Below are 26448 nucleotides of genomic sequence, written 5' to 3'. Positions count from 1 at the left end.
CGCAGGCTCAAGCGACCTACCCGGTTCCAACGCGAGCCACGCCATACGGAACCCTATTTGGTCTTGCTTCGGGTGGAGTTTACCTTGCTACGGACTATTGCTAGCCGCACGGTGCGCTCTTACCGCACCCTTTCACCCTTACCACCTTAGCCGAGGCTATGATGGCGGTCTCCTCTCTGTTGCACTTGTCGTCGGTTCGCACCGCCCAGGCGTTACCTGGCACCCCGCTCTTTGAAGCCCGGACTTTCCTCTCCGCTCTTGCGAGCGCAGCGACTGTCTGGCCAACTCGGCGCGGATTATAGCCTAAGCTACCTGCGCGCACCACTGTTAATCCCGCCTATCTGCGCCTATCTCTAAGATTGGCTTATAAATCCGACTCTAAACCGAACTTATACAGGGCATTCTTTTTAAGACCATGAATTTGCGCGGCAATGGCGGCTGCTTTTTTGAGTGGTAATTCTTCACAGAGTAATTTCAAGGTGTTGATGGCAACTGTGGGGATCGCTTCATCATCCTCCGCCGCGCGATGACCATGCACCATCAACACTATCTCACCCTTTTGCTGGTTAGGATCGCTGCTGACCGTGGCCAACACCTCGGCCACTGGGCCTGAGAGGAAGGTCTCGAAGGTTTTAGTGACTTCACGCGCCATCACCACATGACGATCATTCCCTAAAACCTCGACCATGGTCGTCAGACTGTGCTCGATACGGTGTGGTGATTCATAAAAAATCAACGTGCGCGGATCTTCCTTAAGCTCCAGTAACTTATCGGCACGCGCCTTCTCTTTAGAAGGTAAAAAACCTTCGAAGGAGAAACGGTCCGACGGTAAACCAGAAGCACTTAATGCCGTAATCGCCGCACAAGGGCCAGGTAATGGGATTACTCTAAAACCCGACTGCCGCACATGGGAGACTAAGTGATAGCCAGGATCCGAAATCAGCGGCGTGCCCGCATCGGAAATCAGCGCAATTGATTGTCCTGCGGCCAGTTGATCCACAATCCATTGGGCGCGGGCGCGCTCATTATGGTCATGCAACGCGATAGTTTTAGTGGAAATACCAAAATGACTCAATAACTTGCCGCTGTGGCGCGTATCTTCACAGGCAATCAATGCGACCTGAGTGAGCACTTCGATAGCACGTGGGCTCATGTCCCCCAAGTTACCAATGGGAGTGGGAACAATATAGAGTGCGACGCTTTGGTCCATATATACCTCGGTAATGACAGCGCCAAGACTTTCGTCAAGCGCAAGAGAAGGTTAAACTAGAGGCAGCATCTTACCAGAGTGAAGCCCAGTGTTAAAAAGCCTGAATACAACTAAGTTCGTTTCCGTGGCCATTTTATCCGCAGTGTTGGCGGGTTGCGGCAGCCAAGCGCCCAGCTCAACCGGTACTGCCCCCACAGTGGCCACCTCTTTAGCCTCTGCACCATTGGCGCCCAATGTGTATTTAGCACAGGCCGCGAATAGCAAAGATCCGCAGCAGCGCGATACTAACCTGCTGCTGGCGGCGCATGCCTATATCAACGCCAATGACTATGCAGCGGCGCAGAAACTGCTGAAGTCGATGCTGCCAAGCCTGACTCAGAGTCCGACTCTGGTAGCTGAGCATAAATACTTAACGGCACGGGTCTTAGAGCATACATCGACTTATGTTGAGGCGCTCAAGACTCTGAGCTATCCAAGCACTTGGGTTTTACCCGGCTGGCAAATGGCCGCGTATCATCAATTTAGAGCGCATTTGTTCCAGTTGAATAAGCAACCTATCGAGCAAGTGCGCGAACTGAGTTTATTGACCACCTATTTACCGCCCGCCGAGGCGAGCGAAGTCAATAACCAGATCTGGCAAGTATTGCAGCCTATGCATGAGCAAACCCTGCAATCCTTTATCCGCGACGCCAATAACCCAGTATTTGCCGGTTGGTTGCAGCTCGCCTATATCGCCAAACACTATGCGGTCGACCCCAATCAACTGGTCCGTTACCTAGGCGACTGGCAAAAGCAGAATCCTTATCATCCCGCGGCGGCCAAATTGCCAACCGATCTCGATCGGGCGCTCAATGCCAAGCCTTTTATGCCAAAAAATATCGCCGTCCTGTTACCACTCACAGGTCAGCGCGCCGGTGCTGCTAACGCGATTCGCCAAGGTATTTTGGCTAGCTATTTAGCCAAACCCAATGAACAGGTTTCGGTTAACTTTTACGATACCGCCAATGATGCCGTTGCAGCCTATCAGCAAGCGGTGAATGCGGGCGCCGAGTTTATTATTGGCCCCTTATTGCCAAATGAAATCGATCAATTACTGGCGCTTAACAGCAGCACAAGCCCAGCAATCAGCACGCCAACGGGCACAGCTCCCGCAGTACCTACGGCCCCGACAGCGCCCATTCCGCAGCTGTTTTTAAATCAAACCGATAAGTTTGTGCCCGATATCAATAAGTTCTACTTTGCGCTATCGCCAGCCCAAGAAGCCGCCGATGCCGCAACACGCATGTATCAAGATGGCGTGACTATGCCACTGCTACTCGCCAGCAACGATGCCATCGGTAAACGCATGGCCGAAAGCTTTATCCAGGCATGGAAAAAGAAAAGCGATACGCCTATCGAAGTTTATTACTACGACGGTGGCGACAAGATGAAAACCACAGTGCAAGATGCGCTTGGGGTCCGTGATAGCCAAGCACGTATCGCACGCATTAAAGAGCTACTAGGCAGCTCAGTACAAGCTGATTTTCGCTCACGCCAAGATATAGATGCGATTTATATGATCTCGGCGCCGCAGGAGTTAACACTGTTAAAAGCCTTTATCGACGTCAACTTTAGCGTATTCACCCAACCCGTGCCCTTGTATACCTCTAGCCGTAGCCGCATCGACAACGAATCGAGCCAAACGGCGCAGGATTTAAATAACTTGACCATGAGCGATGCTCCTTGGCTGATGCAAAATGGTGAAGAAAATCTGATGGTAAGCACCTTATGGGCGGGTTGGAACAATGGCCAAAAACGCTTGTTTGTGATGGGTTACGACGCCATGGATTTGATCAGTAAACTCGCGCAAATGCGCTCATTCACGGGTTACCAGTTCAATGGTCGTAGCGGCATGTTATCCGTCAATCCTGACGGGGTGATAAACCGCCAATTAAGCTGGGGACGCTATCAAAGGGGCAGTTTCCGTCAATTATGACACTCGGACAGCAGGCAGAGTCGATCGCTCAAGGTTACCTCGAACAGCAAGGTTTAACCTTTGTCGAGCGCAATGTCCGCTATCCCTTTGGTGAAATAGACCTCGTCATGCGCCATAAACAACACAGGGTATTTGTTGAAGTAAAATATCGCTCAGCAAATCAATTTGGCGGCGCAATACAAGCACTTAGCAAAGCACAAATCGGCAGGATCCGCATGGCGGCCAGCCACTATTTACAGACGCATAAACTGGATGTGCCGTGCCGATTCGACGTTGTCGCCATCGAGGACGCGCAAATCCACTGGCTAGTCGATGCCTTTTAAACGAGGTCCTCGACTCAGCTAATCGAATAATTTTTAACGCTTATGCCTCAACTCCACCGTGGAAATATGGCATCATAGCCACACTTTATCCTGAAAGGATGTATCCATGTTAGAACGCATTAAAGACAGCTTTACTGAATCTATCCAGACCAAAATCGATGCAGCCGAAGCACTGCCAGAATCCATCGCTAAAGCGGCCGAGATGATGGTGCAATGTCTTTTGGGCGGCAATAAAATTCTTGCCTGCGGTAACGGCGGCAGTGCCGGTGATGCTCAGCACTTCTCGGCCGAGCTATTAAACCGCTACGAAATTGAACGTCCACCATTGCCAGCGATTGCTCTGTCAACCGACACCTCGACCATCACTGCGATTGCCAACGATTACAGCTATGATGAGATTTTCTCAAAACAAATCTTAGCCTTAGGTCAACCTGGTGACATTCTGCTGGCGATTTCCACCAGCGGTAACTCAGGCAACGTGATTAAAGCCATGGAAGCCGCCCTTAGCCGCGATATGACTATCGTTGCCTTAACCGGTAAAGACGGTGGCGCGATGGCGGGATTACTGAGCGTAGGCGACGTGGAAATCCGTGTACCTTCTAACGTGACGGCACGTATTCAAGAAGTACACTTACTGGTTATCCACTGCCTCTGTGACAATATCGACCGCACGCTCTTCCCGCAGGACGAACAGCAATGAGATATGCTGCGCCACTGTTAATGGTTTGCATGCTGCTGCAAGGCTGCGCCGGTGCCGTTATGGTGGGTGCAGTCAGTGGCGCCATGATGGCCAACGATGAGCGTTCGGTGAAGACTCAGCTCGACGATACCAATACCGATTTTAAGATCACCAGCGCTCTGCTTGAGCATGAAGATCTGAAGAAACAAACAAATATCACGGGTGTTTCGGTTAACGGTAATGTGCTGATGATTGGCCAAGCGCCCAACTCTATGTTGAGGGATAAGGCGATTAAGGTCGTACAAGATCTTAAGCTTGGCGGAAAGATCCACAATCAGATCCGCATCGGTAACCCAACCTCTTTCACCACCCGTAGCAATGATACTTGGGTGACAACGAAAGTGAAGGGTCGCATGCTCAACGAGAAAGAGCTGGATGTCACCCGCATTAAGGTCATCACTGAAAACGGTGAAGTCTTCCTACTCGGACTCATTCACCGCTCTCAGGCCGATATGGCCGTCGATATCGCGCGCAACACCGCGGGTGTGCGTAAAGTCGTTAAAGTATTCGAATACATTGAATAACCGATTGAGCCTAAACGCTTAGGGTTTAGGCTCGCCTTCTACCGCTTCAAGTCCTAACGCTTTTACTGGCATGTTATCCATAACCTTGGGTGACTTGGCCATCCACATGCCAATCCAAGGTAAAAATAGTGATGGCAATACAATCAGCGCGGCACCGAGCCAACTTAGGCTATCTAACCATTCATCGAATAACAGCCAGCCTAAGAAGACAATAAATAACAGGCCAGTATATTCGGCAATCGCAATATCGCTCGCCTGCGCCCGACGATAGGCTAGCACGCAGAACCAGTGATAAATCAGTAGGAAGGCATTACTGAGCAGCGCTACGGCTAACAATCCCCAGCTCAGTCCTTCAAGCCCCTGAAAGGCCGCGATAATTAAAGTTGCGGGAATACCCAGCAGGTTATACAGCAATAAGGTTAATACCGGATGCTCAGTGTTAGGGACCTTTTTCAGGGTCAACTGGTTGACGGAAAAGGTAAATGCCGAAAATAGCACCGCCAATCCAAACCAGTTCATTTCACTCGGCCTGAGGATAATTAAGATCCCGACAAACCCTAAGAATGTGCATACCACTTGTCCTGTGGTGATCCTCTCCTTTAAAAACCAATAGCCCATCAAAATAATCATCAGAGGCGCCGAGTAAAATAAGGAACTTACCGTCGCGAGTGGCAAAGCCATAAGGCCAATAATTAAAAAAAGCGCGCCAACTGAGCCTATGTTGGCACGCCAAAGGTGGACCGAAATATGTTCAGTTTTGGGTCGCTGCGAGTACAACCAAATGGGGATTAACATCAATACTGAGGTGATTTGTCTCACGAGTAGAAAAATGGCCGCATTCGCATCTTCTGGCAGCCATTTGATCGATACATCGTAAAAAGCACTAAATAGATTACCAACTATCAATAAAATCAAACCGATAACTACAGGACGCTGCATTTTTTACCATCCGCAAATCTCAATGCTGGCATGATAATCCCCACAAAACTTAAGCTGAAATGATGCTTTCTCATGCTAGATGAATTAAATTCATACTAAATCTTTTAGGCATTGAAAATCATGAGAAAGCTGCCTCCATTACGCGCACTACAAGTCTTCGAGACCGCCGCAAGGCAACAGCATTTTTCCAAGGCTGCCGCCGAACTTTGCATTACCCAAAGCGCGGTTTCACACCAAGTGCGTGTATTAGAGGAATATTTTGGCGAGCAGCTTTTCGACCGTCAGGGACGAAAATTGCAGCTCACGCCAAAAGGTCAAAGCTTATTTGTTGAGTTAGAAAGGATTTTCAATGAGTTAAGCGACCTTAATCTCAAGATCCGCGACACCCCAAACCAACAACTTTGTTTGGCGGTTTACAGCTCATTTGCGGTCAAATGGTTGATCCCCAGATTAGCGGATTTTAGGCGCCAGTATCCCAGCGTTAAAATTCGCCTCGAGATGATCACCCAAGACCCCGATCTCAGCACCAGCACGGCCGATATCTTTATCGCAGGTAAACTCAATCAACGGGGCTATTGGCAGCAGCTTTTGCATAAGGAACGATTAATCCCAGTATGTAGTCCGAGTTTTTACCCCAAGTGGCGCGATATTAACTTAAGCAATTTTCAACAGCAGGCCTTATTGATTGTGGACGAGGGGCCGCTCGGACTCGATTGGCATAAATGGTCATCGGCCCATCAAATTCCGCTGAATAACGAACAGCAACATATTTTTAGCCATATAGTGATGGCGATTGAAGCGGCGATTGCGGGTCAAGGTCTCGCCCTCGCCCCGGATTTTATGGTGGCGGGAGATATCAGCACCGGTAGGCTGGTCGCAGTAAACCTGCCCGATGTCCATACAGGTTTTGAGTTTAGTTTTATCTGTAAGCAGCGCCGTCTCACAGAGCCTGCCATCGCTGCTTTTTCCTCCTGGCTAAAATCCCAAGCCTAAACGCTTAGTTCTGTATCAAACAGCTCAATGAATCACAGACATAAAAAAGCCGACCCAAGAGTGGGTCGGCTTAATAACGTGCTGTGTAATGACTTTTTAGGTCAAATTACACTAACAAACCAATCTTCTCGTACACCTTTTTCAGGGTCACTTCGGCGCGAGCTTGAGCATTTTCAGCGCCTGCTCTCATCACTTGGTCGAGGTAAGCACGGTCGGCACGCAGCGCACGGTAACGCTCTTGCAGCGGCTCTAACATACCCACTACCGCTTCACCCGCGGCACCTTTTAAGTGGCCATACATCTTGCCTTCAAACTCGGCTTCGAGGCTGGCAATGCTTTGTCCTGTGATACCCGACATTAAGCTCAGCAGGTTAGACACGCCAGGCTTGTTCTCTATATCAAAACGCACGACTGGCGGCTCGTCACTGTCAGTCATGGCTTTTTTCAGCTTTTTCATGACCGCTTTTGGATCTTCAAGCAGACCAATCACGTTGTTACGGTTGTCGTCCGACTTAGACATCTTCTTGAGCGGATCCTGCAGCGACATTACCTTTGCGCCATGCTCAGGGATAAAAGGCTCAGGAATGGTAAATGTCTCGCCGTAAGCGTTGTTAAAGCGAGTGGCGATATCACGTGTTAACTCAAGATGTTGTTTCTGATCTTGGCCAACGGGGATTTCATTCGCTTGATACAGCAGAATATCCGCTGCCATCAGTACAGGATAACCAAACAGACCGACGTTAATATTGTTGGCGTGCTTTTGTGACTTATCCTTAAACTGAGTCATACGGCTCAATTCACCCATTTGGGTGTAGCAATTTAACGCCCAACCCAGTTGGGTATGTTGTGGCACTTGGGATTGGATAAACACTGTGCTCTTCTTTGGATCGACGCCACAGGCTAAATACAGTGCAAGCGTATCTAAACAGGCTTCACGTAATGCTTGAGGGTCTTGGCGCACGGTAATGGCATGCAAGTCCACCACGCAATATAGGCAGTCGTGGCTATCTTGCATAGCAACCCATTGACGCAATGCACCCATGTAGTTACCTATGGTTAATTCGCCGGACGGCTGTGCACCGCTGAGTACTATGGGTTTGATCATTACGTCATTGCTCCAAATAAGATAAAAAGAATCGATTAAACTGGCTGGGCGAGATTTAGCCAGCGCAGGATCTCGGCAAACTGCTCGCATACAGCGTCAGGGCCAGTGAGCCCAATATCTTCACCGTAGTTGTAGCCATAGGTCAAGCCGATTGATGCAACACCCGCCGCTTTCGCCGCTAAAATGTCATTTTTAGAATCACCCACCATCAACAACTCACTTTTATCGAGTTGCCATTCGGCTAATAGATGCTCGAGCGGTAATGGGTCTGGCTTCATCTTCGCCAGCGAATCGCCGCCAAGCACTAAGCTAAAAAAGTCATTAATCTTAAAGGCTTCAAGCAAAGGCAAGGTAAAGCGATAAGGCTTATTGGTCACCACCGCCAGCTTAAATCCCGCATCAAACAGGATTTGCAGCACTTGGTGCACATCGGCATAGAGTGCACTGTGTTTCTCAAGGTTTTCTTGATAGTGATGCATAAAGATGGGCATAGCCGCATCTAATGCCGTTTGCTCAACATCTGTGCCTAAAGCGTGGCTCATGGCGCGGCGCATAAGCATCTCAGCCCCATTGCCCACCCAAGTTCTCACTTGTGCTTCGGTACAAGTCGCTAAACCTAATTCAGCGAGTGATGCCTGTGTCGCGACCGCAAGATCGGGCACACTGTCAATCAGTGTGCCGTCGAGATCAAAGGCAATCGCTTTAATCTGTTCTTGCATTATTTGGCCTCAACTTTTGCTAACTCGGCGCGCATTTCATCCACTACGGCTTTATAGTCTGGCTTACCGAAAATAGCAGAACCTGCAACAAACATATCGGCGCCTGCGGCAGCGATTTCGGCAATGTTATCCACTTTTACGCCGCCATCGACTTCTAAGCGAATATCAAATCCGCTGGCGTCGATACGCTCACGCACTTGGCGTAATTTATCTAAAGTCGAAGGAATAAAAGATTGGCCGCCAAAACCTGGGTTGACTGACATCAACAGAATAGCATCTAGCTTATCCATTACATGATCAAGATAATGCAGCGGCGTTGCTGGGTTAAACACTAAACCCGCTTTACAGCCCGATTCTTTAATCAGTTGCAGAGTACGGTCGATATGCTCAGACGCTTCGGGATGGAAGGTAATAATCGAGGCGCCCGCCTTGGCAAAATCAGGCACGATGCGGTCAACAGGCTTAACCATTAAATGCACATCGATATCGGCCGTAATGCCATAATCGCGTAACGCCTTGCACACCATAGGGCCAATAGTTAAGTTCGGCACATAATGGTTGTCCATCACATCAAAATGAACTACGTCAGCCCCTGCATCTAACACGGCTTTAACGTCATCCCCTAAACGGGCGAAATCGGCGGATAAAATCGATGGAGCAATTAAAAATGGGCGCATAAGACACTCGCTGCTATTGAACAAAAAGTGCCTTATTTTACCCTTAGCTAGGCCATGCCTCTATAGCAAATGCCACATTTATCGCGATTGAAACTCAATAGAAACGCAATTGGCGCACTCATAACGTACTGCAAACGTAAGGAGATGCTGAAGCGTTAGAAAGATTTTAGTGAAGATTGATAAATTATTGTTCATAAACTAAGCGAGTTTGTTATACTCGGGTCGCTAACGTGGATCATTTAGTGGTTTCAAAGGAAGTATCATGAAGGGGCGGTTAACACAGTTTTCACACATTTTAGGCTCGGTGACATTTAAGTCATCAATGATGTTGGCATTTACCGCAGTGGTAGTCGCCTCCTTAGCCTTTGGCGTAGAAAAACTAGCCGCAAGTAACGATACCTCTGCCTGCGCTTGCAGTAGCGATACTCGCTACAACAACAGTTTACCTAGCAGCCATCCAAATAACCGTTGTGCCGAACAGACGCAAACCTTAAGTTGGAAGACCTGGCTCACCGGCAAAAATCGCTCTAGCCAGTTCCATTTTGTCGACTTGCTTGAATTACTCCATGGTCATCAAGATAAGCCTATCGATGACTTAAAGCCTGCTAATTCACAACAGTCCTATTGATGCTAAGCCGGATCTGGCAAGTCTTCCACAGTACGATAGCCGCCTTCTTTGGGGTGCAGTCAGATAAAAATCGTCAAAAAGACTTCCAGACCAACTCGCCGTTACCGTACATTTTAATGGGAATAGTGTTAGCGATTGCCTTAGTCGCCAGCCTGATTCTGCTTGTTAGCCAAGTTGTTGGCTAAGTCGCTCGATATCAGTAATCAACTAAACCGCAGTAATCAGTCATCCTGCGGATCGTAATTTTCATCGTACAAAGCAATCAGCTCGTCGACTTTATTGCGACCACTGCCATTTTGGCTAATGTTGCGCTGCACTTGGATCTTGGCAAGGTGAGCACCGCGATATAACTCACGAGTCAGTGGAATATCATGGTTACTAATCACCACAGGAATGCGTTGCTCTAAGGCCATATGTCGCGAATAGCGCGCTAGAAGCGCCTGATCATCCAAGCTAAACCCCGCACCGACATAGGTCGTAAAACTCGCTGTGGTCGATAGTGGTGCATAGGGCGGATCGCAGTAAATCACATCACCCGCACGGATTTGTTCGAAGGCTTTTTCATAGCCAATGCACTTAAATTCGGCGCGTTGGGCCTTCTTTGAAAAGGCCAAGATTTCCTTTTCGGGGAAATACGGTTTCTTGTAGGAGCCAAAGGGCACATTAAAGCCTCCCTTGCGGTTATAACGGCACAGGCCATTAAATCCATGGCGATTGAGGTACAAGAAATAAACCGAACGTAAGAAAGGATCGCGGGATTTATTAAAGTCAGTACGAACGCGGTAGTAGGCATCCTTCTGATTCATCTCATCGACGAATAGCTTCTTGGCAGCCGTAATGTATTCGACAGGCCTTTCTTTGACTATATTGTAGAGATTGATCAGGTCTTGATTGATATCGCAGAGTAAATAGCTGGGATAGTCAGTATTTAAAAATACCGAACCGGCGCCAACAAAGGGCTCAACTAAACGCTCACCTGTAGGTAAGTAGTTCGAGAGTTCATCCACCAATTTAAATTTTCCGCCGGCCCATTTCAGGAAGGCTCTATGTTTTTTTATCATTTAACTTGATGAATGCCGACAAAAATAAAGGCCATGATTGTACTCTGTTTATTCTGAAATTTCACCGCTTGAGGGCGTTTCTTGTAGTTGATAAGCACCGAGTTCTGACCACTTTTTTATCAAGGGTTGGCTAAGATGATACTCTTTGACCAATTCTGCGGCAGCCTGCTGCGCCGATTGGGTGTCGTTAAACTGCCCCACCAGCACCACCCAAAACTGCTTGTATTTAGCGACTCGTACCTCAGGCACATTATGCAGCTTATTCAAAAGTGACTGCAGAGTTTCACGCTGCGAGACAGTGGCGATTTGGATGGCATAACCTGTTTTGGGCTGCGCCAATGCAGTCGATATTGGCTCAGTGGTTGCGGGAGGAACACGAGCTACAGTGTCATCTTTTACTTTCTCGACCGGCTCTTCTGCAGGTGCAGCATCAGTAGCGACACTGTCGCCCTTACTTGTCGCCTCATCGACAGGTGCCGCGATGCCAGCCTCACCTTCTGCTTGAGGCTCCTCACCATGAAACTTAGCCAATGGATCCGCTTGCTCCACTGTTTCCGCTAACAATGCCAGTGTTAATGACTCGACCCGCTGCTTAAAATACGGCGCTAATATTAGTTCACCATGGGCGAGAAACTCAGCGGAATCCAACGCCGGATAAGTCACGGCTTCAGGTATCGGATCATCGGCAAAGGGTTTAGCAAGTCCAAGAAAAATCACAAGAGTAATCAACACACTAGCAAACCCAATCAACACAATTCTATATTGGGCCCAGAATGATTTTTTCTCGCTCTGACCGTGCAGAGCAAGCTCTAGTAAAGCGACGACCTCCTTAGGTGTACCAGCCTGCTTCTCAAGCTGAGCACGCACTATATCTCGAGGTGTAAACGGATTTTTGTCACTATATCGCAACAAGGTCTGATAAAGCGCTTCCCGTTCGGGCAAGCTTAAGGGCTCTACACTGACAGGCAAGATCTGCCGTCTTAAGGGCTCTGGCAACTGGGGTAATAACTCTGCTAAAAACGCAGGCGGAACCGCTAATGTAACAGCAATACGCTGACCCGCGCATCGCACTTGATTGAGTATGATGCACTCGGCCCATAATTCTTTGGAGAGTAAATGGGCATCATCAATGATGATGTGTAACGGTTTACTTTGTTTCGGCGCGACACGTAGTATGGTTTCGGCGAGGGAAATTTCGTCATCAAAAATCGGCGATGACACCAATTGCACTAAAATTTTGCGACGGATTTCAGCATTGTCGGCGTGCATAGGACAGATGACTAGCGCGGCATTTGACTCATCAAAATCTGTGGCTAACGCCGTGAGCAGTGTCGTCTTGCCCGAACCATGCGCACCCACAAGCACCAGTAATTGATCGCTATAACTGGCCACATGATGCAATCTTTCTACGAGGGCTTCCTGTGAAGGAAGCAAGACTTGCCCCTGAAACGTCACTCACCCACCACACAAGGTTTATGCGCAGCAGATAACCTGTTCTAGGGTCGATTCCGTGACTTGGCTAAAGACATCTGCTCGACCAATGGCCGTCGGGAGTACCAGCCGGATCTGACCACCTAACACTTTCTTATCGCGACGCATATGTTTAATAAAACTGTCGAAATCCATCGATTCCGGCGCTTTTACAGGCAGATCGAAAGCATGGAACAATTGCACAATACGACGAACAATTGACTCATCAATCAATCCCATAGACTTAGCCGTTTGTGCAGCAAGGACTGTGCCAGCCGCAACAGCTTCACCATGCAGCCAATGACCATAGCCCATCTCTGCTTCAATCGCATGGCCAAAGGTATGTCCAAGATTCAATAACGCACGAACGCCCTGCTCTGTCTCATCTTGACTTACTACATCGGCCTTAATCTCACAACAGCGAGAAATCGCATAGACCAAGGCTTGGGTATCTAAACTTTTCAGCGCTTGAACATTGTTCTCAAGCCATTGAAAAAACTCAGCATCCCACATGATGCCATACTTAATCACTTCCGCCATCCCCGCAGCAAATTCACGCGCGGGCAGCGTCTGTAAACATTCAGTATCGATAATAACGATCTGCGGCTGATAAAAAGCCCCGATCATATTTTTGCCAAGCGGATGATTGACTGCGGTTTTTCCACCGACCGAAGAATCCACTTGGGATAACAACGTCGTAGGTATTTGAATAAAATCGACGCCACGTTGGTAACAGGCGGCTGCAAACCCCGTCATGTCACCAATTACCCCGCCACCGAGGGCCACCAGCACTGAATCACGGCCATAATTGCGTTGCAGCAAAGCCGTAAAAATGGAATCTAAATGCGTTAAATCTTTGAATTGTTCGCCATCGGGAAGGATGACGCTAGATACCTCACCAAACGAAGCCATCGTGTCTTGTATCTGTTTGAGATACAAGGGCGCGACAGTTTCATTGGTGACGATAAGGATACGTTTTTTCAGCAGGTAGCGAGACAAAGTCTCGCTATCACTCATCAAACTCTGGCCAATGTAAATGGGGTAACTACGTTCACCTAAATCAACCTGAATTTGTTGTGTCATTCTGCCTAGAAACCTAATTTCTCTATGATTTGATTCGCAACAACCTTTGCACTTTGATCGTCAGTTTTAACGATCACATCAGCAATTTCTTCGTACAGAGGATTACGGATTTCAGCGAGACTCTCTAATACTTCTCGCGGATCATCTACTTGCAGTAATGGGCGACGCTTGTCTCTTTGAGTACGCGCAACCTGTTTGTCGATAGTGGTTTCGAGATACACCACAATACCGCGAGCAGATAAATGATTACGGATGTCTTTGCTCTGAACTGAACCACCACCAGTGGCAAGGACAATACCCTGTTTTTCAGACAGGTCAGCAATAACCTGAGCTTCACGACGGCGGAACCCCTCCTCGCCTTCGACGTCAAACACCCAAGCAATATCTGCGCCTGTGCGTTGCTCAATCTCTTGATCTGAATCGTGGAATTCTAAATGCAGCATTTGCGCCAGATGGCGACCAATTGTGCTTTTACCTGCGCCCATTGGGCCTACCAGAAAAATATTACGTTTTTCAGCCATTTCTTGTACGTCTGAATCTTAATGAAAAGTATGCCTATATCGACTCACGATCAAGCCGACCTACTGTATGTTACCTTGCTCTTATGAGACTTGACCGAGGATTATCTCAGTTTCATGTCTAGTATGGCAAGTGATGCACGCTATTTATAATAAGAATTGTATTTCAGACAGAATAAAGCCAGCAAGGTGTGCTGGCTTTATTCTACCCATAACAAACGATTAGAGTTTTTCGTTCACAATTTTTGGCGTCACGAAAATTAACAGCTCTTGGCGCTCATTCTTATCGGTCGTGTTACGGAATAAGAAACCGACTAAAGGAATGTCGCCCAGGATAGGTACCTTGCTCACGCGGCTGATCAAGTTCTGCTGGTAAATACCGCCGAGTACAATGGTCTCGCCATTATCCACCAATACTTGAGTACCTATCCGCTGGGTATCGATAGCCACCGCAGGCCCTGTCGGTGTATCCACGGTTTTACCCTGAGAGTCTTGCGTGATTTCAAGATCCAAAATCACACGGTTATCGGGTGTAATTTGTGGTGTTACACGCAATGATAATACTGCTTTTTTAAACTCAACAGATGTCGCACCACTGGAAGTGGATTGCACATAGGGGATTTCCACACCCTGCTCGATATACGCCGCCTTTTGGTTAGAGGTGGTAATACGCGGGCTGGCGATAATTTCACCTTTGTTTTCTTGCTCAAGCGCACTCAGCTCTAAATCTAAGATAGTGCCATCGGCGAGCTTCGCCACATGGAACGCAATACTTGTAGGGTTGGTCACCGCCGCAGGTAAATTCACATTCAAACGGTTATCCAAAGATGGAACAGTACCATTGGCAATACTTCCAGCCCCCTCAAGCGTTCCTGAGGTACCTTTATTACCCTGTTGATCTGTTACTCCCCAACGGATACCTAAGTCTTCAGACACATCGTCTTTTACCGTCACCATACGCGATTCAATTAGCACCTGGCGGATAGGAATATCGAGGACCTCAACCAAACGGTGAATATTCTCGATGATTTCAGCGGTATCTTTTACGAGTACAGTATTGGTGCGCTCATCGACCGCCACTGAACCGCGAGGAGACAATAAACTCGAATCAGCACCTTTTAATAGTTCTGCGATGTCGGTCGCCTTGGCATAGTTAATCTGAAGATATTCAGAATAGAGTGGTGCTAGCTCTTTAACTTCTTGTTTATTCTTTAGGTTTTGACTTTCGCGAATCGCAAGCTCTTCACTCGGTGCCACCATCAGAATATTACCTTCGATACGCTTATCGAGTCCTTTGGTTTGCAGAATCAAATCTAATGCTTGGTCCCAAGGCACATCGTCGAGTCTTAAGGTGATATCACCTTCAACCGTATCACTGGTCACTAAATTGAAATTGTTGTAGTCAGCAATAATCTGCAATACGGTACGTACTGAAATATTCTGGAAATTTAACGAAAGGGTTTTACCATTATATTTTTTAACCTCTTGAGTCGCTGCAGTACGCTCAACCTTGTTGATAGAGAGCCTAAAGAGATTATCTTCCTGTTTATAATTGAACTCATAGTTACCCGAAACATCGACTAAAATTCGAGTCGTTAAATCGTCTTTAAAGGTTTCGAAATGCTTTACTGGCGTGGAGAAATCCTGCACATCCATCACATATAACAGGTCGTTATTAATATCAGTGTTGTACAGTTGAACCTCAAGCTTGGCACCAATCTGTTCAACGTTTGCCGCAACCGAGCGATTATTTAAATAGACTAATAAATCACCACCGCCATTGGCATTGCGACGAAAATCGATATTTTTAACACTATTCACGAAAGGATTATTACCGGCTTGGGTGCCTGCAACTTCATCGTTAATGGTTAGACGGTAAGAGTTACCAACTACGCTGCCTTGATAAGGCTTAACCTTAGCTAATCCCAAGGTCACCATTAAATGGGCGTCTTGCTGCGTCGTCACTATATCCTTCACACCGACTTGGTTAATCGGGAGACGATCTTTAGAAAGCCCAGAAATACTATCATCGAAGGTTAATACCAACTGAGCAGGAGACGCATTGGAGTCAATTTTTGGCGCGCTAATCGCATCTTCAAACACTAACTCGACTTCTAATTGATGATCGACCAATGCATGGTATTTGACATCCATCAACCTATTTGCCGCAAAACTCGATGGCAAAAATCCAAATACTAATGCGATCCCAATAACAGACTTAGCTAAGCCTGAAGATAAAAACGATAACGGGATTTTTATCGCGGCAGAAGATTTCATTATTCCCTCATCCTTCGCTTGTTATTTTCCAGAAAGTTCAATGTTGTTTGTGCGCTCAGCCCAACAACCAGAACCATCGGGAATTAATTCTACAACTTCCACATTTTGAGAAGTCACTTTAGCTATATGTCCATTAAACAATCCAAGATACTCACCTACGCCCATCCGATATACACTGCCATCATTGGTTTCAATAAGCGCCCAAATTGAATTACCCTCACTTAAGGTGCCGCGCATTTTAAGATTGTCTAAAGCATAAGTTTCTAAACGGCCCTTACGACGTTTCAAATCCGGCTGTAAGCAGTTTTTGCTGGTATCAACCACTTCTTCAGTGAGCTCCCTTGAAGGAGGGACAAAGGGACTACGCATTAATTCGGCTTGATACGCAAAATGCTCAAACTTAGGCGGTTCTTTTAAGGGTGGAATATGTGCCACATGTTGCGCCTTAGTAGTAGTAACAAATAGCTCTAAATCACTACGATCGCCAACACAACCCATTAAAAAAAGACTTAATGCTAACAGAGGTAAGAGTTTCATTATTTCTTCCCCTTGTTATTGGCAGGATTCTCTGGAGGTAATTCTGCCCCCTCTTTAAAGCGATAGGTTTTAGCAAGAATATCCATGGCTAAATTACCGCTCTCGTCACGCTTAATAGTGAAATCATGCAAGCTCACGATACGAGGCAACTTAGCTACACCACTCACCATATTGCCTATCTGATGATAGTCACCCGTGACGGACATTTTGATCGGAAACTCAATGTAGAAATCCCGTTGAATTTCAGGTTCCCAATTTAAACTCTTAATCCGTAATCCGGCGTCGGTTGCCACAAAGGTTAAGTCATCAAGCAGCCCTGGCATTTCATTTTCAGAGGGTAGCATTTTGAGTAACTCGGCAAATTGCTCCTCCATCACAGCTAACTGTTCACGGTATAATTTAAGGTTCGCGGCAAGCTGGTATTTGGTTTTAAAATCTTCTCTTAGTTGCTCTTCCTTTGTTTGCTCTGCGTTATAAACATCAATGGCGTCAGAAACCACCAGGAAATAACCCGCGGCAAACACGCAAAGTGCTAATAGAATGGCGAAGAAAACTTTGACTTGATTTGGCCAACCGCCGATATTCTCAAAATCGATATCATTAAACTGACTTAGATCGAGTTTCATTTACTCGCTCCTTTTGCCGTTTTAATAGGCTCATCAGCCATTGCACCTTTAATGCTCACCCTTAAGCTAAAGCGTTGCAGTTGTCTTAGCTCATCATCCTGAGTCACGATAGATTGCATATTTGGATCGGTTAACCACTCGGATGCCTTCACCTTACGCATCATATTCGCCACGTTGTTATTCGATTCACTTCGGCCCTCAATCAGCAATAAACTGCCCTTTTTCTCTAGGCTCGATAGATATATTCCGGGTGGAACAATACGCACCAGCTCGTCTAATACGTGTGTCGGCAAATTACGGGATTGCTGTAGGTTCAAAATAATCTCGGTCCGCCGCTCAATATCTTTCTTGCGTTCGGTGATCTTTTTAATCTCGGCGATTTGTGCATCGAGTAATTGAATTTCGGACTGCAAATATGCATTACGTCCGCGCTGTTCATCGGTCATCATTTCGAGTAAAGACAGCGCCACATAGACTAAAATTGCTGAGCCTAAAAATACCGCCGCTAATATTCCAATATAATCGCGCTTCTGCTTTTCTCTTGCTTCTTCACGCCAAGGAAGCAGGTTTATGTTCGCCATTGACCGTAGCTCCTCAGCGCTAAGCCACATGCAACCATATATTTGCTAATACTAGGTTGCAGTATATTTTTAACGGATTCATCCGCGTGCAGACATCCTTGGAAAGGATCGGCAATGATAGTGTGGACACCTAACTCATTGGTCAATAAGTTAGCCATGCCTTCCAGTTTAGATGTTCCACCGCATAATACGAGATAATCGACTTTATCTTTGCCACTCGAAGTACAATAAATTTGCAGCGTCCGTTTAATTTGTTGCAGCAATTGGGTTTGGAAGGGAGATAACACTTCGAACATATAATTACGCGGCAAATCTCCTTCTATTTTGGCTTTTTCTGCTTGTTCGTAAGACATGCCATAAAAAGAGAGAATCGACTGAGTAAATAACTCACCGCCAAAGGCTTGCTCACGAATAAAGGTCGTTTCGCCCGACTCCACCACACAGAAGGTCGTCATATTGGCACCAATATCGACCATGGCCACCGCCTTTTGCCGAGCGCCTTCGGGCAACTGACCCAACACTAACTCGACCGCACGCCCCAAGGCGTAGCCTTCAACATCAACGACTTTGGTTTCTAGCTCAACTTCATCGAGCGCATCGACTCTGGCATCAATATTGTCAGTGCGGCACGCACTCAGTAACACATCGACCTTAGAAGGGTCGGTGCTATTAACATTTAAGGTTTCAAAATCAATGCTTACTTCATCGAGGGAGTATGGGATAAGGTTATCGGCTTCAATCTCAATTTGCGCTTCCATTTCCTCCTCGCTCAGCGAGGCATCCATGTAGATGACCTTAGTCATCACCGCAGAACCAGAGACCGCAACAGCGGCATATTTAACCGACTTAGGTAAAATCCGCTTAACCTGTTTGAGACATTCAACAACGGCATCGGCATCACGAATATCATGATCGTTAATAGCCCCCTTTTTTACGGGAACCGCTGCATGACTTAGTATTTTATATCCATCAGCAGTCTTACTCAGCAAAATAGCCTTTACTTCATGGGAACCAATATCAATTCCGACCATTTGCGGAGCCTGACGCTTCCATAAATTTGAAAGCATAGTCCGTTGTCACTTTATTATTTGTATTCAGTAGTAAAAGAGATTAGCACAAAATCAACCCGTTATACGTATTTGTATAGAATGTTTCAAGATTTTACAAACGCTATTTTAGGGCCGTCACGTTTTTGCTTCACCCAAACGTGCGCGCCTTATATACTGTCGCACTTAACTGAACATTAGGATCAATTTAGGTGAAGTGGTTAAAACGTATTGTTATAGCTCTATTCAGTCTAGCCCTTTTGGGCGTGGGCGCCATTGTTGCAGCATACTTTTATGTTTTGCCGGATCTGCCGGATGTTTCGACATTAAAAAATGTGCAATTACAAACACCTTTGCGCATTTACAGTAGCGACGGCAAGCTAATCTCTCAGTTTGGTGAGAAGCGTCGCATTCCGCTCAAGCTAGAAGAAGTGCCTAAACCGCTGCTGCAAGCTTTCCTCGCCACCGAAGATGCGCGCTTTTATGAGCATGGTGGTATAGATCCTGTTGGTGTCATGCGTGCCGCAATCGTCATGCTAACCACGGGTGAGAAGAAGCAAGGTGCAAGTACCATCACCATGCAGGTGGCACGTAACTTCTTCCTGACACGCGACAAAACCATTATTCGTAAAGTGAAGGAAATTTTTATTTCCTACCACATCGAGCAATTGTTAACTAAAGATGAGATTTTAGAGCTTTACGTTAACCGTATTTATTTAGGCCAGAGAGCCTATGGTGTTGGCGCTGCCGCTCAAGTGTATTTTGGTAAAAACGTCCAAGATCTGACTCTGTCCGAAATGAGTATGATCGCGGGCCTACCTAAAGCGCCGTCGACTCTTAACCCTATTACTTCACCTTCACGAGCACTCGCTCGCCGCAACGTAGTGTTGATGCGGATGAACGAAGTGGGCTATATCAGCAAGGCTGAATACCAAGCTGCTATGGAAGAACCGCTCGTCGCCAAATATCATGGCGCCGAGATTGACCTCTACGCCCCATATATCTCTGAGATGGCTCGGGATTACATGGTGCAAAAATACGGTGAAGAAGAAGCCTACACCAATGGCTATAACGTCTACACCACGATTTCATCGGAACAACAACTGTTAGCACAGCAAGCATTACGCAATAACGTCTACGCCTATGATGAGCGCCATGGTTACCGTGGCCCAGCGGCTGTTTTATGGACTGACACTAAGCCAGACGATGCACAAATCAAAGCCGAACTGGCGAAAATCGTTCCTGTACAAGAGTTACAACCTGCTGCGGTATTAAGCATTGATGGACAACAAGCCAGTGTGTTAACCGCTAAGGGCGAAACCAAAGTCATTAAATGGGATGGCCTAAAATGGGCTCGTAAATTTATCACCGATAAACGCCAAGGCTCGGTGCCAAAATCTGCCTCGGATATGCTAAAAGTCGGTGAACGTATTTGGATCCGCGACAATGGCCAATATCTACAATTATCGCAAGTGCCCGAGGTTGCCAGCGCCACAGTCGCTATCGATCCCGAGAATGGCGCTATCCGTACCTTAGTGGGTGGTTACAGCTTTAGCCAAAGCCAATACAACCGCGTGACGCAAGCAAAACGTCAATTAGGTTCAAATATTAAACCTTTCATCTATGCCGCTGCATTAGAAAAAGGTTTTACGCTGGCGACTCTCATTAACAACGCGCCAATCAACAAACCCGATATTAGCCAAGGTACTGCATGGCGGCCGAAAAACTCGCCCGATATCTATGGCGGCCCAACACGCCTCCGTGTGGGCTTAGCGCAATCGATCAACGTAATGTCAGTTCGTGCCATGCGCCATATTGGTTTAGATGCGGCTATCGCCGAGTTGACTAAGTTTGGTTTCGATCCTAACGACTTACCTCGTAACGAGTCCTTAGCGCTGGGTTCTCCCTCAGTAACACCGCTGCAAGTGGCAACCGCTTTCAACGTGTTCGCAAATGGTGGCTTCTTAGTTGAACCTTTCTATATCGAACGAGTAGAAGACTCCTTCGGTAATGTGATTGAGAAAGCCAATCCAACCCTAGCCTGTAAGCCAAGTGGCGATGTAGTCCAAACCAGCAGCGATCCAATGGGCTTTGGTGAGCCAACGACTCAAACCGATGAGCCTGTCGCCCATTGTTTTGAGCAAACAGGTCGTTATGCACCGCAAATTATCTCTGAACAAACGGCATTCCTGATCACCGAAGCGCTGAAGAGCGTGATCTGGGGTGGTGGCGATTGGAGTAAAGGCACTGGCTGGCAAGGTACGGCTTGGCGTGCGGCGCAGTTAATCAAACGCCATGATATTGCAGGTAAAACCGGTACAACCAACGAGTCCCGCGATACCTGGTTCAGTGGTTTTGGCCCGACACTTACCAGCACCTTCTGGGTAGGCTTTGACGATCATGGTCGCCAGTTAGGCAGAACCGCATGGAACCCAAATGGTGAGAAGGATCAGATCACGGGCACAGAGGCTGGCGCTAAGACCGCAGGCCCTGGCTGGAACGAGTTTATGAATAACGTGCTGAAAGGCGTTCCAGAAACCACGGCAGTCCCACCTGAAGGGATTGTCTCAGTGCGGATCGATCTAGCGACAGGTAAACTGACTCGCAAAACCGATTACACCAGCGCATTTGAATACTTTATCTCGGGCACTGAACCTAAGGAATACATCAGTGAAAGCCAAGATGAAAACAACTTATTCATCGATGCGCCGACAGACGATTTATTCCAATAGGCATCTTTAACGGAAACAAAAAACGCGACCCTTGAGTCGCGTTTTTTATTGCTCGCCTAAGATTAACCTACTTTGCCATTAACCCGCTTTTTTAGCCGCAATCGCTTGCTTAACCTGAGTCAACGCCGTACCGCCGAGGACATCACGTTTTGCCAAACAGGCTTCGATAGTGAGGTTGGGATACACATCCGCCTCGATGATATCGGCAAAGGTTTTAAACTCGGCCAGCGTAAAACCTTCTAACGGGATCTTCTTGGCAATCGCCGCAACCACTGCCACGCCGACAACATGGTGCGCTTCGCGAAATGGCATGCCTTTAGACACTAGATAATCCGCCAATTCAGTCGCGTTGGCATAACCTTGCTGCGCGGCTAACAGCGCATTCGGACGATTCACGACTAAGCCAGATAACACTAACGCCGCCATATCCAAGCAGATTGCCCAGCTGTCGACCACATCGAACAGGCCTTCTTTGTCTTCCTGCATATCTTTATTGTAGGCGAGAGGTAGCGCTTTCATGGTGGTGAGAATGCCCACTAAACTGCCGTACACACGGCCCGTTTTACCGCGGATCAGCTCCAGCGCATCGGGGTTTTTCTTTTGTGGCATCAAAGATGACCCCGAAGTCACTTCATCACTTAATGAGATAAAGCCCGCTTCACCCGAGTTGAAGAAAATCAAATCTTCTGCCATGCGGCTTAAGTGCATCATGCTGATTGAAGCCGTAGAACATAGCTCAACTACATGGTCGCGGTCCGACACGCTGTCCAAACTGTTTAAGGTTGGCGAAGCAAAGTTCAGTGCCGCTGCCAGCGCATGTCTATCCATTTGATAGGCTGTGCCTGCCAAAGCGCCCGAACCGAGCGGGCAGGTATTGGCGCGCTTTAAAGCATCGGTTAAGCGGCTAAGATCACGCTCAATCATCTCCACATAGGCTAAGCACCAGTGGCCGAAGGTCACTGGTTGAGCACGTTGCAAGTGAGTATAGCCTGGCATTACAGCGTCGAACTCACGCTCAGCAAGCGCAATAAGTTCGCCGCGTAAGGTTTGCAGGCGAGCCACTAATGCCGCACCTTCGGATTGGCACCAGAGTTTTAAGTCGGTAGCGACTTGGTCGTTACGACTACGGCCAGTGTGGAGTTTTTTACCGAGATCGCCCACTTTAGCAATAAGGGCCGATTCAACAAAGCTATGAATATCTTCCGCGCCCGATGCAAGAATAATCGCAGGATCGCCCTTCACTTCCACCAGCAGCTCGTTCAGTGCTTTTTTCAAATCGCTGCATTCAGTGGCTGTGATAATGCCGACGCTAGCAATCGCATCGGCCCAAGCGATAGAGCCGACCACATCCTGTTCAAACAAACGGTAATCCACAGGCAGTGAATCGTTAAATAATTTAAATAGCGCGCTGGTTTCGCCCTGAAATCTTCCACCCCATAAAGCCATGCTCAATCCCCTCGGTCACTGCTTTGAATACGTTAAAGCCATTAAAACTTAAGATATAAAAAAGGGCGCTAGGCGCCCTTTGAGTCTGCCTATTACTTAGCGTTGAGCGCGCGGATACGGCTCGCTAACGAGTACAGACGGATAAAGCCTTCAGCGTGTTTTTGGTCGTACACTTGGTCTTCACCGAAGGTGGCAAAGGCTTCAGAGTACAAGCTGTTTGGCGAACGCTTCTTAACGGCAATCGCGTGACCTTTGTAGAGTTTAACCACAACTTCACCGTTAACAGACTCGGCTAATGACTCAGATGCCGCCAGCAGAGACTTACACAGAGGTGTAAACCAACGACCGTCGTACACTAAGTGTGCCATTTGGGCACCCACTTGCTCGCGCCAAGTACGGCTGGTTTTATCCAGTACTAGCTCTTCAATCGCGCGCAGCGCGGCAAACATCACAGTGCCGCCTGGGGTTTCGTAGCAACCACGAGACTTCATGCCTACTAAACGGTTTTCGGTGATATCGATACGACCCACGCCATGTGGTGCAGCGATGGCGTTCAGCTTCATCAGTGCAGCGTAAGGCGTTAATGCTTCACCGTTTACTTTAGTCACACGGCCATGTTCAACTTCGAGCGACACATATTCTGCTTGGTTTGGCGCATCTTCTGGATCGGCAGTCAGCGTCCACACACCTTTGCTTGGCTCGTTCCATGGATCTTCCAACTCGCCACCTTCGTGGGAAATGTGGAACGCGTTGGCATCGCGGCTGTAGATCTTAGTCGCAGAAGCCGACGTCTTGATATTACGCTCAGCTAAGTAAGCGAGTAGATCTTCACGACTCTGCATGGTCCATTCACGCCATGGTGCAATCACTTTTAAATCAGGCGCTAATGCCGCAAAACAACCTTCGAAACGCACTTGGTCGTTACCTTTACCAGTACAACCGTGACACAGGGCATCGGCACCCACTTTACGTGCTACTTCAACCTGCGCCTTAGCGATAATGGGACGTGCCATTGAAGTACCTAATAAATAAGTACCTTCGTAGATCGCACCCGTTGCCATGGTTGGGTAGATATAGTCTTTAACGAATTCTTCTTTCAGATCGACGATATGACATTCAGACGCGCCAGAAGCTAATGCCTTTTCAGTCAGACCCACTAACTCTTCTTCACCCTGACCAACGTCAGCGCAAAAGGCGATGATTTCACAGTTGTCGTAGGTTTCTTTTAACCAAGGAATAATGGCCGAAGTATCTAGACCACCCGAATAGGCTAAAACGACTTTTTTCACGCCAGTGTTTTTGTTCTCGATAGACATCTTAAATTCCTATAACTCGTTTCTCACCTTGGAGAAAGTAGGCTGCTAAACAGGGTTAAATTAACTAAATAGGGTTACCAGTACTGCGTTTTGGGCGTGCATCCGATTCTCTGCTTGTTGCAGGATCAAGGAGCCTTCGCCATCCATCACTTCATCAGTCACTTCAACACCGCGGTGAGCGGGTAAGCAGTGCATAAAGAAGTGAGCACCCGCTTTCGCCATCAAGCCCTTATTGACCTGATAAGGTGCAAACTTATCCTTAATTTCCGCTAACGGTGTTGGATCACCCATGGAAATCCAGGTATCAGTATAGATAGCATCGTGACCTTCGATAGCACCAATATCTGAAGTCAGTACAACCTTGCCGCCATATCGGCTGGCAAGTTCTTGTACTTCGGCCACAACGTAGCCATCAGGAAAGTGACCCGCAGGGCAGATCACTGTCATGGTGGCACCGAGAATGGCCGCGCAATACATCAATGAATTCGTCACGTTATTACCGTCACCTACGTACGCTAACTTAACATCACTGATATTTTCAAAATGCTCGGCCAAAGTTAAGAAATCGGCCAGCGCTTGGCAGGGATGATATAAATCCGAAAGCGCATTTATCACAGGCACAGTGCCAAACTCGGCCAATTGCTCGATGGTCTTGTGGGAGAAAGTTCTCGCCACAATGGCATCGGCCCAACAGGACAGGTTAGAAGCAAAGTCAGCGACCGATTCCCGCTTACCTAAGGCACCATTTTGTTGGTCTAGGTATAAACAGTGGCCGCCGAGCTTGTTAATACCGATATCGAAGCTAACACGAGTACGCAGGGATGGCTTTTCAAATAACATCACCACACTCTTACCGTCCAGCGCATGGCGATACTCAGCGGGATTCGCTTTAATCGTCTTGGCTAAGGCAATCAGATCCTGCAACTGTTGCTGGGTTAACTCTTTTATCGATAGTAAATGCTTCATAACCTACTCCGCTTATGGTTGGATTTGTGTGCCCACGGCCTCACCTTTTGCTAATGCGACTAATTGGCTTGCATCACGCCATGAGGCAACTTGAACCGCCTGCCCCATCCACTGCGCCACTTCGAGCGCAGCTTCTACTTTTACCTTCATTCCCTTTTCGATCACGCCTTGCTTCACCAAATCCGCAATCTGCTTACCATTTAGTGAAGGGATTAATTGGCCTTTACCATCGAGCACGCCAGACACATCCGATAGCAACACCAACTTGCCACCGACCAACTTAGCTAATACCGTCGCCGCTTGGTCGGCGTTCACGTTCAGCATTTGGCCATCGTCCATCATGGCAATCGAGCTACAAATCGGCATCCAACCTTGGGACAGAATAAACTTGAGGTAGGTGGCGTCTTTAGGAGAAACCTCGCCCACTAACCCTAAACGCTCATCTTTGATCTTGGCCGATACTGTGTTGCCATCGGCTAAGCTCATGCCAACGCTCACAATCCCGGCTTTAGTCGCTGCGCCTTGGAGGATCTTGTTTGATGTTCCAGCCAGTGCACCGGCAATAATCGGCATTTGCTCCGGCGGAGTAACCCGCAGGCCTTCTAGCTTGACGGTTTCCATGCCGTTTGCGGCTAATTGCTCGTCGACCAAACAGCCGCCGCCATGCACCATCAGCACTTGCTGACCATTGGCGATCATTGCTGCGGCGGTATCCATTAAACGCGCCATCCCCATTTCACACTGCAGCAGGGCGCCGCCGACTTTAAGAACTAATACTGAGTTGTTGGTAGACATCTTGACGACTCTCTTAAATAAGGATGAACGGTTAAAGGTTAAAGTGAATCTTTATGCATTGCAGGGCTTGGCTCGCCGCGCCTTTCATCAAATTGTCGATGGCACTGGCAACCACTAAGTAGCCACTGTTCTCATCAAACTTCCAACCTAAGTGGCAATTCG

General features: G+C 47.6%; 26 protein-coding genes, 1 other RNA gene and 1 pseudogene. 8 read left to right on the top strand and 20 right to left on the bottom strand.

Translation table 11 applies throughout. The features are described 5' to 3' along the window. Together rnpB and rsmI are read right to left on the bottom strand one after the other, a co-directional pair. Positions 1-289, bottom strand: an RNA gene (gene rnpB / locus ACK5NH_RS18950) — RNase P RNA component class A; the annotation flags it as partial. A gap of 75 nt (positions 290-364) precedes the next feature. Further along, positions 365-1210, bottom strand: coding sequence for a 16S rRNA (cytidine(1402)-2'-O)-methyltransferase (gene rsmI, locus ACK5NH_RS18945; protein WP_416922585.1), 846 nt, complete (start codon positions 1208-1210; stop codon positions 365-367). 88 nt (positions 1211-1298) lie between these two features. Between rsmI and ACK5NH_RS18940 the strand changes: the two genes are divergently transcribed. From ACK5NH_RS18940 to dolP, 4 genes are all read left to right on the top strand, one after another. After that, positions 1299-3185: a penicillin-binding protein activator gene (locus ACK5NH_RS18940; protein WP_416922583.1), complete on the top strand. Its 1887-nt coding sequence runs from the start codon at positions 1299-1301 to the stop codon at positions 3183-3185. Beyond that, on the top strand, positions 3182-3508 hold the full coding sequence (locus tag ACK5NH_RS18935) for a YraN family protein (RefSeq protein ID WP_416922581.1): 327 nt from the start codon (positions 3182-3184) through the stop codon (positions 3506-3508). Before ACK5NH_RS18940 ends, ACK5NH_RS18935 begins: the two co-directional genes overlap by 4 nt. A gap of 106 nt (positions 3509-3614) precedes the next feature. Continuing rightward, positions 3615-4208, top strand: coding sequence for a phosphoheptose isomerase (locus ACK5NH_RS18930; protein ID WP_011070670.1), 594 nt, complete (start codon positions 3615-3617; stop codon positions 4206-4208). Beyond that, positions 4205-4771 carry a division/outer membrane stress-associated lipid-binding lipoprotein gene (dolP, locus tag ACK5NH_RS18925; protein ID WP_011624409.1) on the top strand — a complete coding sequence of 189 codons (567 nt, stop codon included), beginning with the start codon at positions 4205-4207 and terminating at the stop codon, positions 4769-4771. The genes ACK5NH_RS18930 and dolP overlap by 4 nt, the downstream gene beginning before the upstream one ends. 18 nt (positions 4772-4789) lie before the next feature. Here dolP and ACK5NH_RS18920 read toward each other — a convergent pair whose 3' ends face one another. Then, positions 4790-5710 (bottom strand): DMT family transporter, encoded by a 921-nt coding sequence (locus tag ACK5NH_RS18920; protein WP_416922578.1) that lies wholly within the window; start codon positions 5708-5710, stop codon positions 4790-4792. Positions 5711-5830: 120 nt separating this feature from the next. On the opposite strand from ACK5NH_RS18920, the gene ACK5NH_RS18915 reads away from it, so the two are divergent. Then, complete coding sequence (locus ACK5NH_RS18915) at positions 5831-6703, top strand: LysR substrate-binding domain-containing protein (RefSeq protein WP_416922576.1); 873 nt, start codon at positions 5831-5833, stop codon at positions 6701-6703. A 106-nt stretch (positions 6704-6809) separates the two neighbouring features. Here the strand turns inward: ACK5NH_RS18915 and trpS are convergent, their stop codons facing one another. From trpS to rpe, 3 genes are read right to left on the bottom strand one after another with little or no spacing between them, the layout of a single operon-like run. After that, on the bottom strand, positions 6810-7808 hold the full coding sequence (trpS, locus tag ACK5NH_RS18910) for a tryptophan--tRNA ligase (protein WP_416922574.1): 999 nt from the start codon (positions 7806-7808) through the stop codon (positions 6810-6812). Positions 7809-7843: 35 nt separating this feature from the next. Continuing rightward, positions 7844-8527: a phosphoglycolate phosphatase gene (locus tag ACK5NH_RS18905; RefSeq protein ID WP_416922572.1), complete on the bottom strand. Its 684-nt coding sequence runs from the start codon at positions 8525-8527 to the stop codon at positions 7844-7846. Then, positions 8527-9204 carry a ribulose-phosphate 3-epimerase gene (gene rpe, locus ACK5NH_RS18900; RefSeq protein WP_416922570.1) on the bottom strand — a complete coding sequence of 226 codons (678 nt, stop codon included), beginning with the start codon at positions 9202-9204 and terminating at the stop codon, positions 8527-8529. Before rpe ends, ACK5NH_RS18905 begins: the two co-directional genes overlap by 1 nt. Before the next feature lie 262 nt (positions 9205-9466). Between rpe and ACK5NH_RS18895 the strand changes: the two genes are divergently transcribed. Both ACK5NH_RS18895 and ACK5NH_RS18890 read left to right on the top strand, forming a co-directional pair. Further along, positions 9467-9832 (top strand): hypothetical protein, encoded by a 366-nt coding sequence (locus tag ACK5NH_RS18895; protein WP_416922568.1) that lies wholly within the window; start codon positions 9467-9469, stop codon positions 9830-9832. After that, positions 9832-10017, top strand: coding sequence for a DUF2970 domain-containing protein (locus ACK5NH_RS18890; RefSeq protein WP_416922566.1), 186 nt, complete (start codon positions 9832-9834; stop codon positions 10015-10017). The genes ACK5NH_RS18895 and ACK5NH_RS18890 overlap by 1 nt, the downstream gene beginning before the upstream one ends. A 36-nt stretch (positions 10018-10053) precedes the next feature. Here the strand turns inward: ACK5NH_RS18890 and ACK5NH_RS18885 are convergent, their stop codons facing one another. From ACK5NH_RS18885 to ACK5NH_RS18845, 9 genes are all read right to left on the bottom strand, one after another. Beyond that, positions 10054-10893, bottom strand: a complete 840-nt coding sequence (locus ACK5NH_RS18885; RefSeq protein ID WP_416922564.1) for a Dam family site-specific DNA-(adenine-N6)-methyltransferase — start codon at positions 10891-10893, stop codon at positions 10054-10056. A gap of 48 nt (positions 10894-10941) precedes the next feature. Further along, positions 10942-12348, bottom strand: a complete 1407-nt coding sequence (locus ACK5NH_RS18880; protein WP_416922562.1) for an AAA family ATPase — start codon at positions 12346-12348, stop codon at positions 10942-10944. An 18-nt stretch (positions 12349-12366) separates the two neighbouring features. Next, positions 12367-13446: a 3-dehydroquinate synthase gene (aroB, locus tag ACK5NH_RS18875; protein WP_416922560.1), complete on the bottom strand. Its 1080-nt coding sequence runs from the start codon at positions 13444-13446 to the stop codon at positions 12367-12369. A 5-nt stretch (positions 13447-13451) separates the two neighbouring features. After that, the gene (gene aroK / locus ACK5NH_RS18870; RefSeq protein ID WP_416922558.1) at positions 13452-13967 is read right to left on the bottom strand and encodes a shikimate kinase AroK; all 516 of its coding nucleotides are present in this window, start codon (positions 13965-13967) and stop codon (positions 13452-13454) included. 219 nt (positions 13968-14186) lie between these two features. Continuing rightward, complete coding sequence (locus ACK5NH_RS18865) at positions 14187-16241, bottom strand: type IV pilus secretin PilQ (protein ID WP_416922556.1); 2055 nt, start codon at positions 16239-16241, stop codon at positions 14187-14189. 21 nt (positions 16242-16262) lie between these two features. Beyond that, positions 16263-16778, bottom strand: coding sequence for a pilus assembly protein PilP (locus ACK5NH_RS18860; RefSeq protein WP_416922554.1), 516 nt, complete (start codon positions 16776-16778; stop codon positions 16263-16265). Then, on the bottom strand, positions 16778-17404 hold the full coding sequence (locus tag ACK5NH_RS18855) for a type 4a pilus biogenesis protein PilO (RefSeq protein WP_416922552.1): 627 nt from the start codon (positions 17402-17404) through the stop codon (positions 16778-16780). The genes ACK5NH_RS18860 and ACK5NH_RS18855 overlap by 1 nt, the downstream gene beginning before the upstream one ends. After that, on the bottom strand, positions 17401-17985 hold the full coding sequence (locus ACK5NH_RS18850; RefSeq protein WP_416922550.1) for a PilN domain-containing protein: 585 nt from the start codon (positions 17983-17985) through the stop codon (positions 17401-17403). Before ACK5NH_RS18850 ends, ACK5NH_RS18855 begins: the two co-directional genes overlap by 4 nt. Further along, entirely contained in the window at positions 17973-19052 is a 1080-nt protein-coding gene (locus ACK5NH_RS18845; RefSeq protein WP_416922548.1) for a pilus assembly protein PilM, read from the bottom strand. Before ACK5NH_RS18845 ends, ACK5NH_RS18850 begins: the two co-directional genes overlap by 13 nt. A 191-nt stretch (positions 19053-19243) precedes the next feature. Here ACK5NH_RS18845 and ACK5NH_RS18840 point away from each other — a divergent pair, with 191 nt between their 5' ends. Further along, positions 19244-21763 (top strand): penicillin-binding protein 1A, encoded by a 2520-nt coding sequence (locus ACK5NH_RS18840; RefSeq protein WP_416922546.1) that lies wholly within the window; start codon positions 19244-19246, stop codon positions 21761-21763. A gap of 78 nt (positions 21764-21841) precedes the next feature. On the opposite strand, the gene argH is transcribed toward ACK5NH_RS18840, so the two are convergent. The 5 genes and pseudogenes from argH to ACK5NH_RS18815 form a co-directional block, all read right to left on the bottom strand. Then, the gene (gene argH / locus ACK5NH_RS18835) at positions 21842-23209 is read right to left on the bottom strand and encodes an argininosuccinate lyase (RefSeq protein ID WP_416922544.1); all 1368 of its coding nucleotides are present in this window, start codon (positions 23207-23209) and stop codon (positions 21842-21844) included. A gap of 92 nt (positions 23210-23301) precedes the next feature. After that, entirely contained in the window at positions 23302-24525 is a 1224-nt protein-coding gene (locus ACK5NH_RS18830; RefSeq protein WP_011624428.1) for an argininosuccinate synthase, read from the bottom strand. A gap of 60 nt (positions 24526-24585) precedes the next feature. After that, the gene (locus ACK5NH_RS18825) at positions 24586-25491 is read right to left on the bottom strand and encodes an ornithine carbamoyltransferase (protein WP_416922542.1); all 906 of its coding nucleotides are present in this window, start codon (positions 25489-25491) and stop codon (positions 24586-24588) included. A 12-nt stretch (positions 25492-25503) separates the two neighbouring features. Next, positions 25504-26286 (bottom strand): acetylglutamate kinase, encoded by a 783-nt coding sequence (gene argB / locus ACK5NH_RS18820; protein ID WP_055647085.1) that lies wholly within the window; start codon positions 26284-26286, stop codon positions 25504-25506. A gap of 31 nt (positions 26287-26317) precedes the next feature. Further along, positions 26318-26448, bottom strand: a pseudogene (locus ACK5NH_RS18815) (N-acetyl-gamma-glutamyl-phosphate reductase); the annotation flags it as partial.

It is taken from the genome of Shewanella sp., assembly GCF_047975355.1.
Taxonomy (GTDB): Bacteria; Pseudomonadota; Gammaproteobacteria; order Enterobacterales; family Shewanellaceae; genus Shewanella.
Note: the sequence above shows the minus strand (reverse complement) of the source record. Positions and strands in the feature narration are given on the sequence as shown.